The sequence below is a fragment of the Delftia sp. JD2 genome (genome assembly GCF_001682645.1).
GTDB classification, from domain to species: Bacteria; Pseudomonadota; Gammaproteobacteria; order Burkholderiales; family Burkholderiaceae_C; genus Comamonas; species Comamonas acidovorans.
Window position 1 is genome coordinate 173560 of sequence record NZ_LFJT01000001.1, and the last position, 15797, is coordinate 189356.

Below are 15797 nucleotides of genomic sequence, written 5' to 3' on the forward strand. Positions count from 1 at the left end.
GGCTCGCTGCAGTCCCTGCGCTCCAGGCATGGATTGAAGGGGCAAGAATGATCAAGACATTTGCGGGCCTGCCCAAGGCAGCCCGGTTTCCGGCGGCATCGGCATGCGCTGTCATCGCCGTGGCCTGCCTTGTGGCGGGCTGCGATGCATCCAAGGCATCGGCACAGAACGAACCTGCCGTGCAGGCGCCCGCGCCGGCCGGCGTGGTGCGGGTCAAGCCCGAGTCGCTGAAGATGCTGGACATCGCCGTGGTGGCCGATCCGCAGGGCACGCAAATGGCCTGGGCGCCCGCGCGTGTGGCCTTTGCCGAGGACCGCGTGGCCACTGTCTCGGTGCCGCTGGCCGCGCGCGTGGTGTCGGTTCGTGCCCACGTGGGTGACATCGTCAAGGCCGGCGACGAGCTGGCCACCCTGGTCAGCCCCGAGGCACTGCGCGTGCGCTACGAGGTGGAAGCTGCCCGCAGCGCGCATGACGTGGCAACCGTGGAAGTGCGGCGCCAGCAGACCATGGTGGACAAGGGCGTGGGCGTGGAAGTGGATCTGCGTGCGGCCCAGGCCAAGCTGCGCGAGTCGGCCCAGGAGCTGGCACGTGCCCAGGGCACGTCGGCGCTGCTGGGGCAAGGCGGTGGCGACCGGCTGGTGCTGCGTGCGCCGCGCGCCGGCGTGGTGGCCGAGCGCAAGGCCGTGGTCGGCGCCTCGGTCGAGCCCAGCGGCGAGCTGTTCCTGATCGGCGATCCCGCCGCCATGAACGTGGTGGCCGATGTCTTTGAAAGCGATCTGCCCGGCATCCGCCTGGGCAGTGCCGTGCAGGTCGATGTGCCGCAGTTGCCCAAGCCCCTGACCGGCACGGTGCGCCACCTGGGCGCCACGCTGGACAAGGAGTCGCGCCGTGCCTCCGTCATCGTGCAGCTCGATGCGCAGAACCCCGTGCTGCGTTCCGGCATGCAGGCGCGCGTGGGCCTGCAGGTCTCCAACGAGCACGAGATGCTGATCCCCGTGACGGCCGTGCTCATCAAGGATGAAAGCCGCAGCATCGTCTTCGTGCAGACCGGCGAGCAGCAGTTCGAGGCCCGCACCGTGGTGCTGGGTCGGCCCTCGCGCGGCATGGTGCCCGTGGTGTCGGGCCTGAAGTCGGGTGAAAAGATCGTCGTGCGCGGTGGCCTGCTGCTCGACGGCGCAGCCAGCCAGCTGCTCTGATCGCGGCCAGGAGACTCATCAATGCTGCGTTCCCTGATAGCGTTTGTGGTGCACCGGCGGCTCGTCGCCCTGTGTGCCACCCTGATCATCGCCATCTATGGCGTGTACTCATACCTGCACACGGCCATCGAGGCCTATCCCGATGTGACCAATGTGCAGGTCGGCGTGATTGCCCAGGCGCCGGGCCTGGCCCCCGAGGAGGTGGAGCGCCAGATCACCCAGCCGCTGGAGCGCGAGCTCAACGGCACGCCGGGCCTGGTGTCGCTGCGCTCGGAGAGCTACTTCGGCCTGGCCATGATCAACCTCGTCTTCAATGACGATGCCGACAGCTTCCATGCGCGCGCCGAGGTGTCGCAGCGCCTGCCCCAGGCCAATCTGCCCGACGGCGTCACGCCCGAGATGGCGCCCGACTACACGCCGCTGGGCAAGATCTTCTACTATCGCCTGAAGAGCGACCGCCACACGCTGGCACAGCTGCGCACCGAGCAGGAATGGCGCGTGGTGCGCACCCTCAAGCAGGTGCAGGGCGTGGCCGACGTGGTCAGCATCGGCGGCTTCGTCAAGGAGTACCACGTCGAGGTGGATCCCGAGAAGCTGTATGCGCTGGGCCTGTCGCTGGAAGACGTGAGCGATGCCCTGTCCAAGTCCAACCGCAACGTGGGCGGCGGCTTGATGCGCCGGGGCGAGCAGTCGCTGATCATCCGCGGCATCGGCCTGCTGCGCACGCCGCAGGAGATCCAGGGCGTGGTCGTGGCCATGCGCGGCAGCGCGCCCGTGACCATTGGCGACGTGGCGCGCGTGGTGCAGTCGCACACGCCGCGCCAGGGCTCGGTGGGCATGGACGATGCCGACGACGTGGTCCAGGGCATCGTGCTGCTCAAGCGCGGCGAGAACCCCTCTGTGGTGCTGGACCAGATCCATGCCAAGGTGGCCGCGCTCAATGACGGCGGCCTGCCCGAGGGCATGCACATGGAGACCAACTACGACCGCTCCGACCTGGTCGGCCACACGCTGGGCACGGTGCAGCACAACCTGCTGTTCGGCGCCACGCTGATCGTGGGCGTGCTGTGGCTGTTCCTGCGCAGCCTGCGCGGCTCGCTGATCGTGGCCACGGTGATTCCGCTGTCGCTGCTGGTGGCCTTCATCGGCCTGCACCTGCTGGGCATGCCGGCCAACCTGATCTCCATGGGCGCCATCGACTTCGGCATCATGGTGGACGGCGCCGTGGTGCTGGCCGAAAACATCATCCGCAACGCCCGCCTGCGCAAGCCGCAGACGCAGGCGGACATGCGCCACATCATCATCGACTCGGCCGTGGCCGTGGCCAAGCCCACGCTGTTCGCCATGGCCATCGTGATCGCGGCGCTGATCCCCGTGTTCTCGCTGGAAAGCATCGAGGGCCGCATCTTCCGTCCGCTGGCCATGACCTACAGCTTCGCGCTGCTGGGCGCCCTGGTCTTCGCCATGGGCCTGGTGCCGGCGCTGTGCGCGCTGTTCCTCAAGCCCCAGCACGTGATGGTGGAAGAGCCCAAGATCTTCGATCGCGCGCACCACGGCTACCAGCACTGGATCGGCACCCTGCTGGGTGCCGGGCGCCGCCGCGTCATCGTCATCGTCGGCTCGCTCGCCATCCTGGTGGCGGCCGGCCTGTCGGCGGCCTGGCTGGGCACGGAATTCCTGCCCGAGCTCGATGAAGGCGATGCCTATGTGCTGGTGCAGATGCCCGCATCGATCTCGCTGGAAAAGGGCCAGGAAGTGCTGCGCGACGTGCGCCTGCGCCTGAAGACCTTCCCCGAGGTGATCACCGTCACCACCGAGCAGGGCCGGCCCGAGTCCGGCACCGACAACGAGACGCTTAACCTGGCCAAGGTGCTGGTGCGCCTGAAGGGCCACGGCGAATGGCGCAAGGGCCTGACCAAGCCCCAGCTCATCGAGCAGATGCGCGCCACGCTGAGCGAGATTCCGGGCGTGTCGTTCAACTTCGCCCAGCCCATCCGCGACAGCGTGGAGGAATCGACGTCCGGCGCGCGCGGCCAGGTGGTGCTCAAGGTCTTCGGTCCCGACATTCCGCAGCTGCGCGCCATCCTGCAGCAGACCGTGGACCTGGTGAAGGACATCGACGGCGTGGTCGATCTGGGCCTGTACCGCGATGCGCCTGCACCCCAGGTCCACGTGGAGTTCGACCGCCAGTCGCTGGCGCGCCAGGGCATTGCCATGGAGACCGCGCAAAAGACGCTGGAGGCGGCGCTGGCCGGCAACATCTCCACCACGCTGTGGGAGGGCGAGTACCCCGTGCCCGTGCGCGTGCGCCTGCCCTATGTGGACCGCATGGATGAGGAGCGCATCCGCAACATCGCCATCCCCCTGCCCAATGGCGCTGCGGGCGGCTCGGTGCCGCTGCATTCGGTGGGCCAGGTCGCCATCAAGATCGGCAACTCCTCCATCTTCCGCGAAGGCAATGCGCGCTACATGGCGCTCAAGTTCAACGTGGAAGGCCGCGACATCGGCTCCGTGGTCAAGGACACGCTGGCCACGTTCAAGAAGAACGTGAAGATCCCCGAGGGCTACCAGGCCGTCTGGGGCGGCGAGTGGGAGAACCAGCAACGCGCGGCCGCACGCCTGAAGATCGTGGTGCCGCTGTCGCTGATCATCGTCTACGCCCTGCTGTTCGGCGCGCTGGGCCAGGCGCGCAGCGCCGGCATCATCTTGCTGTGCGCGCCCTTCACCATGGTGGGCGGCATCGCGGCCCTGCACTTTGCGGGCATCGAGCTGTCCATCAGCGCGGCCATCGGCTTCATCGCGCTGCTGGGACAGGTGGCGCTGGCCGGCCTGCTGGTGATCTCGGCCGTGGAGGAATTGCGACGGCAGGGCATGCCCATGATGCAGGCCCTGGTCGAGGGCGCTGCCGAACGCATGCGCTCCATCGTGCTCGTGGCGCTGCTGGCGCTGCTGGGCCTGCTGCCCATGGCGCTGTCCACGGGCGTGGGCAGCGAGACGCAAAAGCCCTTCGCCTCCGTGATCGTGGGCGGCATGGTGGTGCTGCCCCTGGTGGCCCTGGTGCTGCTGCCCGTGCTCTATGCGCTGCTGGGCCCCAAGAACATGTTGACGCAGGAAGAACTCGATGAAAAAGAGTGATAGCCCCCTGAGCGGCTTCGCCGCTTCCCCCTCTCGCTTCGCGGGGGGGACGACGCCCTCGCCGCGAGGCGGCTCTTGCTCGGCGTCCCTGGCTTTTGGTCGCGCCGGTTTTGCAGGCAGCGCCCGTTATCGGGCCCTGTTTGTGGCTGTGGCGCTGTGCTGGGGGGCGGGTTCTGCGCTTGCGCAGCAGGCTGTGCCCGCTGTGCCCGCTGTACCGGGCGGGGCGGCTGTGCCGGCCATCACTGCGGCGCCTGCCTCCGAGGTGGCTCCGGCGGCTGCGCCGCAGCAGCCGGTGGGGATGCAGGAGTATCTGCAGATGGTGGTGCGCAACCAGCCCCAGCTGGCGGCGCAGCGGCTGCAGATCGGGATTGCGCAGGCGGACAGCCGCACGGCGGCGGCGTTTCCCAATCCCACGGCGTCGTACAGCAGCAAGCCGGGCGAGAAGCAGTGGGGCATAGAGCAGCCGTTGCCCATCTTCGGCCAGCGGCGTTTGCGCATGGAGAACGCGCGCAAGGGCGAGACGGCGGCGCGTGCCAATGTCGAGGTGGCCGTGGCCACCACGCTCAACGATGCAGCCACGGCCTTCATCGACCTGCTGATGACGCAGCAGCGCCTGAAGGTCTGGGAAGAGGCGCAGGAGTCGCTGAATGGCGCAGGCAATATCGTGCGCGGCCAGATCGAGGCCGGCGCGCGCAGCCGCTATGACGGCGCGCGCCTGAGCCTGCAGCAGGCCCAGATGGCCATGCAGGTCAGCCAGGCCCAGTCGGACTGGCAGGACGCCGCCTCGCACGCCGCCGCCCTGGCCGCCCTGCCCCAATGGGCGCCGCGCGCCACGGGCAGCCTGCAGGCCGTGCCCGTGGGCCAGCTGCTGCACGAGCAGGAGCTTTGGGAGGCCGCGCGCCAGCGCCTGCCGGCCCTGGTGGCCGCCCAGGCCGAGCTGGACCAGTTGCGCCACAAGGTCGAGCTGGAACGCCGCGAAGCCCTGCCCACGCCCAGCGTGAGCGTGGCGCGCGTGCGCAACCGCCTTGACGGCAACTACAACCAGATCGGCGTGTCGGTGGAGCTGCCGCTGTTCGATCGCCGCGAAGGCCCTATCGCGCGTGCCCAGGTCGAGGCCGAACAGGCCCAGCTGCGCTACGACGCCGCGCTGATCGAGGCGCGTACCGAGCTGCAGCGCGCCATCAAGCAGCTGAAGCTGCGCCGCGATGCCGTGCGCGCCTATGAAAAGCAGGGCCTGGCGCAGATCGCGCCGCTCAACCAGATGGCCCAGGACGCCTACAAGCTGGGTCAGGGCTCCATCCTGGAGCTGATCGATTCGCTGGGATCGATCAACGAGCACCGCCTGGAGCACCTGGACCTGGTCAAGGAAATGATGCTGGCCGAGTGGCAGGTGCGCGTGGCCAGCGGCGATCTGCCGATGTGGGCAGCGCCCTGAGGCGCTTGACGCCCTTCCCCTCCTGCTGTGCGGGAGGGGCGGTCGGACCCTGGGTGGCACCCCGCGGTGTGCCTGGTCCGGATCACGCCAGTTTCATGCGGTGCGATGCCGCGCAGCGCAGCCCAAGGCTGAAAAGAGGTGGTAAACATGCCGGCACCCCCACCGATCTCGGCGGAGTCTGGCGCGCCGTATAGTGTCTGCCTCAGTTTCGAGTCAGGCCCTGCCGCCCGCATGTACCGCTATCTCATCATCGAAGACGACGCGCTGAACGCGCGCTACATCGCCGAAGGCCTGCGCCAGCAGGGCGCGCAGGTGGCGGTGTGCAGCGATGGTGTGCAGGGCATCGCCATGGCCGTGGGCGAGAGCTGGGATGTGATCATCCTCGACCGCATGCTGCCCAACGGCTTCGACGGCCTGCAGATCCTGCAGACGTTGCGCTCCATGGGCAAGCAGACGCCGGTGCTGGTGCTCAGCGCCCTGTCGGCCACGGACGAGCGCGTGCGCGGCCTCAAGGCCGGCTGCGACGACTACCTGACCAAGCCCTTTGCCTTCTCCGAACTCTCGGCGCGCCTGGAGGCCCTGGTGCGCCGCGCCCAGATCCCGGCCCCGGCGCGCGAGATGCGCCTGGCCGACCTGCGGCTGAACCTGCTCACGCGCAGCGCCGAGCGCGCAGGCCAGCCGCTGGCCCTGCAGCCGCGCGAGTTCCGCCTGCTGGCCTTTCTGATGCAGCACGCGCACCAGATCGTCACGCGCACCATGCTGCTGGAGTCGGTGTGGGACTACCGGTTCGACCCGCAGACCAATGTCATCGACGTGCACATCAGCCGCCTGCGCGGCAAGGTGGACAAGGGCTTCGAGCCTGCGCTGATCCACACCGTGCGCGGCGTGGGCTACAGCCTGTCGGACCGGCCTCAGGACCTGCCGCAGGTGGCCTGATCCCATGTCGCTGGCCAAGCCCTGGAGCTCCACGGCCTTCCGGCTGGCGCTGACCTACGGCGTGCTGCTGGTGCTGACCATGTCCATCGTGCTGTCGGTGTTCTACGTGCAGACCGTGGGCGTGCTGCGCATGCGCATGGACCGGCAGGCCGAGAACCACATGCGCCGCCTGGTCGAGCACCGCGACAAGTACGGCGAGCCCGCGCTGGAGGCCGAGATCCAGCAGACCCTGCTGGACGGCGTCAACACCGATACCGAAATCCTCATCCTCATGGATGGCGACGGCAATCCCATCATCGGCAACGCCGACGTGGTGCCCGCACGCCGCCTGACGGAGATGGGCGTGCGCGATCTCAAGGTGCGGCGCAACGGCCGCATCATCGCGGGCCGCGTGGCCGTGGCCCAGTTGTCCGACGGCAAGCTGCTGGCCGTCGGCAGCGACATGCAGGTGCAAAGCGATGTGGAGGAGCTGTTCGGCCGCGCCAGCCTGCTGGCCGGCCTGGTGGCCCTGGGCATGGCCGTGCTGGGCGCCGGGGCCTTCCGGCGCGTGGTGGAAGAGCGTGCCGCCGACATCCGCAGCACCATGGCGCGCGTGGCCACGGGCGACCTGCGCCAGCGCATCCCGGTCACGCGCCGCGACGATGAGTTCACGCTGCTCAACCGCGACATCAACACCATGCTGGACCGGCTGGAACTGCTGATGGACGGCATACGCCATGTCTCCAACACCATCGCCCACAACCTGCGCACGCCGCTGACGCGCATCCTGCTGCGCCTGCGCAATGCCCAGCAGGCCACGCCCGAGGAAAATAACGAGACGCTGGCGCTGGTGGCCCAGGAAGTGGCCGAGCTGGGCGTGGTCTTCGACAAGCTGCTGCAGATCGCCGAAGTGGAAAGCGGCGCCAGCCGCAAGAACTTCGCGCCCGTTGACCTGCGTGCCCTGCTGGTCGACGTGGTGGAGTTCTACGAACCGCTGGTCGAGGACGCAGGCGGCGTGCTGCGCCTGGAGGTCGAGGGCACGCCCATGGCGCTGGGCGACGGCGACCTGCTGGCCAGCGCCGTGGCCAACCTCGTGGACAACGCCATCAAGTACGGATCACTGCCCGACAGCGACCACGGCGCCGACATGCTGCTGCGCGCGGGCGTGGCCCACGAGCACGGCATGGACGGCGGCGCCTGGGGCGTGGAAATCATCGTCCAGGATCGGGGGCCGGGCGTGGACGCGCAGACGCGCGAGAAGATGAGCACCCGCTTTTACCGCGCCGAATCGGACCGCGAAGGCTATGGCCTGGGCCTGGCCAGCGTGCTGGCCATCGTGCAGCTGCATGGCGGCAAGCTGGGCTTCGAGAACATGCATCCGGGGCTGCAGGCAAGGATCTGGCTGCCCGGGTTGCCCACGGCCTGAAGCCGTTTCAGCGGTCCTTGTGACCGTAGGCGCAAAAGCCGGGCTTGGGGCCCTTCTTGGGGTGCAAGCGACAGGTTTCGGGTCGCTTGTCGTAGACCGTGCAGCGCCGCGACTTGGCATCCAGGAAATTGCAGTCCCCGCTGGCGCGCCGCGCCATGGTGAAGATGTTGTGCTTGGGGTTGTAGTGGTCGATCAGCCGCATCTTCATCAGCCGCTTGGCGATGAGCTTGGGCTCCACGTTGTCCACCTCGAACGGATCCACCAGTTCCAGCCGCACCAGATCGGGCAGCTGCACCTCCAGCGGCATGGTGCAGCAGTTGGCCGCACAGCTGTCGCACATGCCGGGCTTGTATTTGCTCCAGGAGTCGAGGCGGTCGACGTCGACGATGCTGATGGGGGATCTCATGGTGGGGGATGGGCGTGTGCAGGGCCGCTATTTTTCGCCAGAAAGCCCGGCGGCGGTTGCCGCGCCGGCGTAGCCAAGCGAGGGGGCGGGTCTTTGGGGGACGCTGCCCCTGCATCCATCCCCTGGCCTTCAGGCCGGCCGCTTCCTCAACAGGTATTTCTGAAACCCGTCGGACACCCGCTCGTCGCGCTGGTTCAGCACCTCGGTGGCCAGGGTCAGCACGCCCGTGGTATTGCCGGGCTTGAGCTCGGACACCGTCAGCGTGCAGTACAGCGTGTCGCCCACATAGACAGGGGCCAGGAAGCGGCTGCCCTGCTCCAGGAAGCCCTTGAGCGATTCCTCGACCATGTGCGGGAACAGGCCGGCGCCCGCCGCCGTCTGTATGGCCACCTGGTAGCCGTGGGCCAGCATGTGGGGCATGCCGCGCGCACGGCAGTACTCCACGTCGTAGTGCACGGGATGGTTGTCGCCGCTGGCCAGCTGGAAGGCGGCGAACAGGGCATCGGTCATGGTGCGCGAGGGCAGGGCGAAGACCTCGCCCAGCGCGAAGTCTTCAAAGTAGCGCTGGGCGCACAGGGATGGGTGGCGTGGCATGGCGACTCTCCTCAGTTCGCGCTCATGTGGGCGGCGCGGGCGACCTTGCCCCATTTGTCCAGCTCCTGCTTGAGGAAGGCGGCCAGCGCCTGGGGGCGCGGCTGCTTTTCCAGCACCAGGCCCATGTCGTAGGCCTTTTTCTGCAGCCCGGCATCGTCCACCGTGGCCTGCAGGCTGGACTGCAGGCGGGCAATCAGCGCTGGCGGCGTGCCTGCGGGGGCGAACACGGCGTTCCAGGTATAGGCCTCGTAGCCGGGCACCTGCTCGGCAATGGCAGGCGTGTCGGGTGTCTGCGGCAGGCGCTGGGCCATGGTAGTGGCCAGCAGGCGCACCGTGCCCGCCTTGACCTGGGCCAGGCCCGTGGGAGCGCTGTCCAGCATGAAGGCCAGGTGCCCGCCGATGAGGTCCTGTATGGCCGGCGCACTGCCCCGGTAGGGCACATGCTGGGCCCGGGTTCCCGCCATCAGGTTCAGCAGCTCCGCACCCAGATGCGGAGCGCTGCCCACGCCCGCCGATGCATAGCTGACCTGGCCGGGCCGCGCCCGCAGATAGGCCAGGAAATCCGGCAGGCTCTGCACGGGCAGCCGCTTGTCCACCACCAGCACCAGCGGCGCCCTGGCGAGCAATCCCACGGGCGCGAAGTCTTCCTCCGTGCGGTAGCCCAGCTTGTCGTGGATGTAGGGATTGACGGCATGCGCCACCGTGGTCAGCAGCAGGGTGTAGCCGTCAGGGGCTGCCTTGGCAACCGCCTCCGTGCCCACCAGGGTGCCGGCACCCGTGCGGTTCTCGATCACCACGGGCGTGCCCAGCTTCTGGCTCCAGACATCGGCCATGGCGCGGCCGAAGGTGTCGGTGGGGCCGCCTGCCGCGTAGGGAATCACCAGCTTGATGGGGCGCGCAGGATAGTCCTGCGATGCGGCCGCGCCGGCGGCCAGAAGCAGGGCGGTGAGAAGGGTTTGGCGTCTTGCCGTCTTGAAGTCCATAATTTTCTCCGTTGTCTCCTGGCGCCGACTATAGAAATGCGCGGCCAATGCAGCCAGTCGAATCATTGATAGGGCGGTTAGAAACCGTCTAACACCAAGGAAATGCTCCCGGCGGGCATGCAGCGGATGCGATATGAATTGACGGATCTCAGGGTTTTCCTTGCCATTGCCCAGGCCAAAAGCCTCAGCGCAGGCGCGGCTGAAATGCATTTGACGGCGCCATCGGCCAGCTACCGGCTCAAGAATCTGGAGCAGGCCATGGGTGCATCGCTGTTTGAAAGAACGTCCAAAGGCATGGTGCTGACCCCGGCGGGAATGACGGTCAAGAAATACGCCGATTCCATTTTCGGCAGCGTGGACCGCTTGCACGGAGAAATGCAAAGACACATCAACGGAATATCGGGACATATCCGCGTCTTTGCCAACAGCAGCACGCTGACGGGAATCGCGCCTGTGCTCAGCCGCTATCTGGCCCATTATCCGAACGTCAATGTGGACCTGGAGGAGCGCCTGAGCGAAGACACGGTGCGCGCCGTGCTCGACGGCAGTGCCGATGTGGGCCTGGTGGCCGGCCAGATCGATCTGCATGGCCTGCATGCCATCACCTATGGCCATGATGAACTGGTGTTTGTGGTGCCCGCTGGCCACCCCTTGGCCGCCAGCAGCAGGGTGCCGCTGGAAACCGCGCTGACCTACGACCTGGTCTCGATCGGCCGCAAGACCAGCAACTTCCTCTACCTCCAAGGCATGGCTTCCAGGCTGGGAATGAATCCCAGGGTACGTGTGCACGCACCAACATTCGAGGCCGTGCTGCAGTGCGTGCAGGAAGGCGTGGGCATTGCGCTGGTGCCACGCTCCATTGCCCGGCCGGCGCTGCAGGCGCGCAGGCTGGCCGCCGTGGGCCTGGACGAGGCCTGGGCGCAGCGCGAGCAGAAGGTGGTCACGCGCGAACCCGAAACCCTGCCCGCCTATGCCCGCGATTTCGTGGCCTATGTGGCGGCCCAGCTTTTGCCCGAGGAAGGCGCCGTGCAGGAAACCCTGCCTTAGAAGATTTGAAATTCCGCTTAGAAAATGCCGACTGGCTGGGTGATGGTCGCACTTCTAGAATGCGGCGAATCGAATATTCGCCTCGTTCAAGAAAATGCAGACACGCCCATTGGATGGTTTGACGGTATTGGCCATGGAACACGCCGTGGCAGGGCCTTTTGCCAGCCGGCAGCTGGCGGACCTGGGTGCCAGGGTCATCAAGCTGGAGCGATTGCCCGATGGGGATTTTGCACGGGGCTATGACGACAAGGTCCATGGTGAATCATCCTTTTTTGTATGGGCCAATCGGGGAAAGCAAAGCCTGGCCGCAGATATCAAGACCGCCGAAGGGCAGCATATCGTCGGGAAAATACTGAAAAACGCCGATATCCTGATCCAGAACCTGGCCCCGGGTGCCATGCAGAGAATGGGCATGGATTTCGACAGCCTGCATGAGAAATATCCGCGTCTCATCGTCTGCGATATATCGGGCTATGGCGAGGGCGGCCCGCTCAGCGACAGGAAGGCCTACGACCTGCTGATCCAGGCGGCAGCCGGCCTGATCTCGGTCACGGGCACGCCTGATCAGCCCGCACGCGTGGGCATTTCCATCGCCGACATCGCGGCCGGCATGTATGCCTACTCGGGCATCCTGTCTGCGCTGCTGCAGCGCGCCCGCACCGGCCGGGGCCTGCGCGTGGAGGTGTCCATGCTGGAGGCGCTGGCCGAGTGGATGTCCTACCCGCTGAACTTCGCCCATTACGGCGGCACGGCGCCTGCGCGCAGCGGGCTGACCCATCCTTCCATCGCGCCCTATGGCCAGTACACGGCCGGTGACGGCCAGAGCCTGATCTTCGGCCTGCAGAACGACCGCGAATGGCACAGCTTCTGCACCCATGTGCTGCAGCAGCCCGCGCTGGCGCAGGACGCGCGCTTTGCCACCAACCTGCAGCGCGTGGCGCACCGTGCGGAACTCGATACGGTGATCGCATCCGTGCTGGCCCACCTGAGCCGCGAACAGGCCATGCAGCGCCTGGATGCAGGCGGCATCGCCAACGCGCCGCTCAACGACATGCACGCGGTCTGGAACCATCCGCAATTGCAGGCGCGCGAACGCTGGCGCGAGGTGGCCACGCCCGCCGGCAGCATCCAGGCCCTGCTGCCCCCGGCCACGCTGTCGGATGCCGAAGCCGCCATGGGCGCCGTGCCCGCGCTGGGCGAGCATACGCAGGCGCTGTGGGAGGAGTTTGGCGGGCAGGCTCGAGGCCGGCAAGAGTGATGCCCGATGGGTCCAGGCGGGCGATGGTGGTTGAACGACGCAACCCATTCGAGCGTGGCGAACTCGACCGCTTTCTTGGTTGTCATCGGCTCTCTTGAGAGGGACGAAGAGGGTCGCGCTCAGGCCGAGAGCGCTGCGCGCAAGCGCTCGATGCTTCGCCGCCGCTCGGCGCGTGCTTCGAGCGCCTGCGCCATATCGACTTCGACAAAGCGTGCCTTGTGGTTTGGCTGCATCTGGGCGATGAGATCCATGTCGGCGCTGATGACGGTGCCGACCATCGCGTAGCCGCCGCCCGAGACCGCATCGCGGTGCAGGATGATCGGTTCGCGTCCGCCCGGCACCTGGATGGAACCGTATGGGTAGCCCGCATCGACGATGTTCGACGGGTCGTCGCCCGCGCCGAATGGCGGCGTGCGCTCGTGGAACTTCAGCGGCGTGCCGTTCTTGTAGCGGTAGCCGATGCGGTCGGCCTCGGAACCGACGGTCCAGGTGTCGGCGAAGAAGCTTTGCACCGACACCTCCTGCAGTCGGTGAAAGTAGATGCCCGGCAGCACACGCAGGACCACTTCCTTGTCAAGCACCGGCAGCAATGCGGCCTCCACCGTGCGACCCGCGCGGGCGGTGGCGGACGGTACTCCCACGGGCAGTCTGTCGCCGGCCAGCAGCTTGCGTCCGTTGAAGCCGCCGAATGCGCCCAGGCCATAGGTCGAGCGGCTGCCCAGCACCACCGGCACGTCGATGCCGCCGGCCACGGCGATGCACATGCGCGCGCCGAGCTTCATGAAGTCGAAGCCGAGCCTGTCGCCGGCCTGCACCGCGAATGCGGTATTGCGTGGCACCTCATTGCCGTTGAGCTTGATCTTCGCGTCGGCGCCGGTCACGGCCACCAGCGCGGGCGCGTCGAACTGCAGCTCGGGCCCGAGCAGCGTGCTTTCGATGACGGCCGCACCTTCGTCGTTGCCGACCAGCAGGTTTGCGAGCACCAGGCTTTGCTGGTCGAGCGCACCCGACAGCGGAATGCCCAGGTGGTAGTAGCCGGGGCGGCCGGCGTCCTGCACGCTGGTCGCGAGGCCGGGCTTGAGCACTTCAATCGCCATGGAGCACTTTCAGGAGCTGTTGGTTGTAGCCGCCCGGGTCGGCCAGGAAATCGTTGAGCGAGAACGACACTGGCGCGATGCGCAGCGCGTAGGTGCCGGCCTCGACCCGCGCGATCTGGCGGTCGTACTCGGCGCGGTCAATGGGCTTGTACTTGACGATGTCGCCGGGCTGGAAGAACACCATCAGCTCCTTCAGGTAGGACAGCCGTTGCGCCGGGTCGAAGATGGGCGCGGGCGTGACACCGAACATCTGGTAGCCGCCCGCACCACGCACCGAGTAGATGCAGCTGAAGCAACCGCCGTGGCCCAGCGTGAGCCTGGGCGTGTCGGTGCGCGGGCTCAGGTACTTGGGCACCTGGATCTGGCGCTGGCGCTCGACCATCTGGAACAGAAAGGGCAGGCCGGCCACGAAGCCGACCATCGACACGAACCAGGGCGCCGACGAGTGCGCCTCGATGAAGGCCTCGACCGAGGCGTGGCCGTTGATGCGCGCCGCGTACTCGATGTCGGTGCCCGACGGGTCCTGGTGCCGCTTGCGAAAGCGCATCAGCGTCTCGTGCGTCCACGGGTCGTTGTAGAGCACGGGAATCTCGACGATGCGCGTCTGCATCTGCAGGTCGGCATCGCCCAGGCCCGCTTCGATGTCTTTGAGCGTGGCGAGCAGTGCGTCGGGCGCGATCGCATCGGGATCGAAGCGCACGAGGTAGGCGGCGTTGGCGGGACAGATCTCGGTCACGCCCGTGATCTCGCCCGCCTGTGCGCGGCGGCGCAGCTCATTGCAGATGGCCATGCCCTTGAAGAAGGCGGGCAGCGACATCTCTTCGCTGATCTCGACGAACAGGTGCTCGTCGCCGCCGAAGCTGTAGCGGGCCTGGGTGGGGAGGGTGCTGGCAGCGGTCATGCGGTCACCTCCGCAAGTGGGGCGGGTGCGTCGGCCAGCGGATTCACCGCCAGCCAGGTTTCGAGAAAGCCCGTGTGGAATGCGGCCTGCGCCACGCCCGTGTCCTCGCACAGTGCGCGGTGCAGCGGGATCGTGGTGTGGATGCCTTCGACCTGCAGCTCGTCGAGCGCGCGCCGCATGCGGGCCAGCGCGCCGGCGCGATCGGTGTCGTGCACGATCAGCTTGCCCAGCAGCGAGTCGTAGTACGCCGGCACGGTGCAGCCGGGGAACAGCATGGTGTCGAAGCGCACGCCGGGGCCGCCCGGCACCACGAGCTGCGACACAAGGCCCGGGCTTGGCATGAAGTTCTTCGCGGCGTTCTCGGCGTTGATGCGCACCTCGATGGCCGCGCCGGTCAGCCGGATGTCTTCCTGCTGCAGGCGCAGCGGCTGGCCCAGCGCGATGCGCAGCATCTCCTTCACGAGGTCGATGCCGGTGATCATCTCGGTGACGGGGTGCTCGACCTGGATGCGCGTGTTCATCTCGATGAAGAAGAACTCGCGCGTGTCGTCGTCGTACAGGTATTCGAGCGTGCCCGCGCCGCGGTAGGCCACGGCATGGGCCAGCCGCAGCGCCGATTCGCACAGCGCCGCGCGCGTGGCCTCGCTGATGGCGGCCGAGGGTGCTTCTTCCCACACTTTCTGGCGGCGTCGCTGCAGCGAGCATTCGCGCTCGAAGCAGTGAACCACGCGCTGGCCGTCGCCCAGGATCTGCACCTCGATGTGGCGCGCCTGGCGGATGAAGCGTTCGAGGTACACCTCGCCGTTGCCGAAAGCGGCCTGCGCCTCCGCCGTGGCGGTGGCGAACTGCTGGCGCAGCTCGGCTTCGTCGTGCGCCACGCGAATGCCGCGCCCGCCCCCGCCGGCCGAGGCCTTGATCATGATGGGGTAGCCGATGCCCTTTGCCAGCGCGACGGCGGTGTCGGCGTCTGTCACCACGCCCGCGCTGCCGGGCACGGTGGGCACGCCGGCCTTCATGGCCGCGGCGCGCGCGGCGGCCTTGTCGCCCATGGTGCGGATCGCGTGCGGCGTCGGGCCGACGAACACCAGGCCCGCGGCCTCGATGCGCTCGGCGAACGCGGCGTTCTCCGACAGGAAACCGTAGCCCGGATGCACGGCGCCGGCGCCGCTGTCGGCTGCCGCTTCAAGAATGGCGTCTACGCTCAGATAGCTCTTGGTGGCATGCGCCGGGCCAATGCGCACGGCTTCGTCGGCCATGCGCACCGCGAGGCTTTGCGCGTCAGCGTCGCTGTAGACGGCGACGGTCTTGAGGCCCAGTTCCTTCGCGGCGCGGATGATGCGCACCGCGATCTCGCCACGGTTGGCGATGAGCAGTTTGTCGAATGCGGCGGTCATGGTACGGGGC

Annotated in this window: 13 protein-coding genes; 7 read left to right on the top strand and 6 right to left on the bottom strand. The window is 67.6% G+C overall.

Going from position 1 to position 15797, the window contains the following annotated elements:
• Nucleotides 1–47: 47 nt before the first annotated feature.
• From ACM14_RS00765 to ACM14_RS00785, 5 genes are all read left to right on the top strand, one after another.
• Nucleotides 48–1196 (top strand): efflux RND transporter periplasmic adaptor subunit, encoded by a 1149-nt coding sequence (locus tag ACM14_RS00765; protein WP_013799937.1) that lies wholly within the window; start codon nucleotides 48–50, stop codon nucleotides 1194–1196.
• A 21-nt stretch (nucleotides 1197–1217) separates the two neighbouring features.
• Nucleotides 1218–4331 (top strand): efflux RND transporter permease subunit, encoded by a 3114-nt coding sequence (locus ACM14_RS00770; protein WP_065344979.1) that lies wholly within the window; start codon nucleotides 1218–1220, stop codon nucleotides 4329–4331.
• A gap of 298 nt (nucleotides 4332–4629) precedes the next feature.
• Nucleotides 4630–5766, top strand: a complete 1137-nt coding sequence (locus ACM14_RS00775; protein ID WP_231890602.1) for a TolC family protein — start codon at nucleotides 4630–4632, stop codon at nucleotides 5764–5766.
• Nucleotides 5767–5997: 231 nt separating this feature from the next.
• Complete coding sequence (locus ACM14_RS00780; RefSeq protein ID WP_017407046.1) at nucleotides 5998–6702, top strand: response regulator transcription factor; 705 nt, start codon at nucleotides 5998–6000, stop codon at nucleotides 6700–6702.
• A gap of 4 nt (nucleotides 6703–6706) precedes the next feature.
• Nucleotides 6707–8107, top strand: a complete 1401-nt coding sequence (locus ACM14_RS00785) for a HAMP domain-containing sensor histidine kinase (RefSeq protein WP_065344981.1) — start codon at nucleotides 6707–6709, stop codon at nucleotides 8105–8107.
• Nucleotides 8108–8114: 7 nt separating this feature from the next.
• On the opposite strand, the gene ACM14_RS00790 is transcribed toward ACM14_RS00785, so the two are convergent.
• The 3 genes from ACM14_RS00790 to ACM14_RS00800 form a co-directional block, all read right to left on the bottom strand.
• A complete protein-coding gene (locus ACM14_RS00790) occupies nucleotides 8115–8513 on the bottom strand; it encodes a YkgJ family cysteine cluster protein (protein WP_013799932.1) in 399 nt (132 codons plus the stop codon).
• 129 nt (nucleotides 8514–8642) lie between these two features.
• The gene (locus tag ACM14_RS00795) at nucleotides 8643–9107 is read right to left on the bottom strand and encodes a MaoC family dehydratase (RefSeq protein WP_012201953.1); all 465 of its coding nucleotides are present in this window, start codon (nucleotides 9105–9107) and stop codon (nucleotides 8643–8645) included.
• A gap of 11 nt (nucleotides 9108–9118) precedes the next feature.
• Nucleotides 9119–10090, bottom strand: coding sequence for a tripartite tricarboxylate transporter substrate binding protein (locus tag ACM14_RS00800; RefSeq protein WP_012201952.1), 972 nt, complete (start codon nucleotides 10088–10090; stop codon nucleotides 9119–9121).
• 126 nt (nucleotides 10091–10216) lie between these two features.
• Here ACM14_RS00800 and ACM14_RS00805 point away from each other — a divergent pair, with 126 nt between their 5' ends.
• A complete protein-coding gene (locus ACM14_RS00805) occupies nucleotides 10217–11137 on the top strand; it encodes a LysR family transcriptional regulator (RefSeq protein WP_065345027.1) in 921 nt (306 codons plus the stop codon).
• A gap of 133 nt (nucleotides 11138–11270) precedes the next feature.
• Entirely contained in the window at nucleotides 11271–12395 is a 1125-nt protein-coding gene (locus ACM14_RS00810) for a CaiB/BaiF CoA-transferase family protein (RefSeq protein ID WP_065345028.1), read from the top strand.
• A gap of 119 nt (nucleotides 12396–12514) precedes the next feature.
• Here the strand turns inward: ACM14_RS00810 and ACM14_RS00815 are convergent, their stop codons facing one another.
• The 3 genes from ACM14_RS00815 to ACM14_RS00825 are packed head-to-tail and all read right to left on the bottom strand — an operon-like array spanning nucleotide 12515 to nucleotide 15787.
• A complete protein-coding gene (locus ACM14_RS00815; RefSeq protein ID WP_065344982.1) occupies nucleotides 12515–13492 on the bottom strand; it encodes a biotin-dependent carboxyltransferase family protein in 978 nt (325 codons plus the stop codon).
• On the bottom strand, nucleotides 13482–14393 hold the full coding sequence (locus ACM14_RS00820) for an allophanate hydrolase subunit 1 (protein ID WP_065344983.1): 912 nt from the start codon (nucleotides 14391–14393) through the stop codon (nucleotides 13482–13484). Before ACM14_RS00820 ends, ACM14_RS00815 begins: the two co-directional genes overlap by 11 nt.
• Nucleotides 14390–15787: an acetyl-CoA carboxylase biotin carboxylase subunit gene (locus tag ACM14_RS00825; protein WP_065344984.1), complete on the bottom strand. Its 1398-nt coding sequence runs from the start codon at nucleotides 15785–15787 to the stop codon at nucleotides 14390–14392. Before ACM14_RS00825 ends, ACM14_RS00820 begins: the two co-directional genes overlap by 4 nt.
• Nucleotides 15788–15797: the final 10 nt, after the last annotated feature.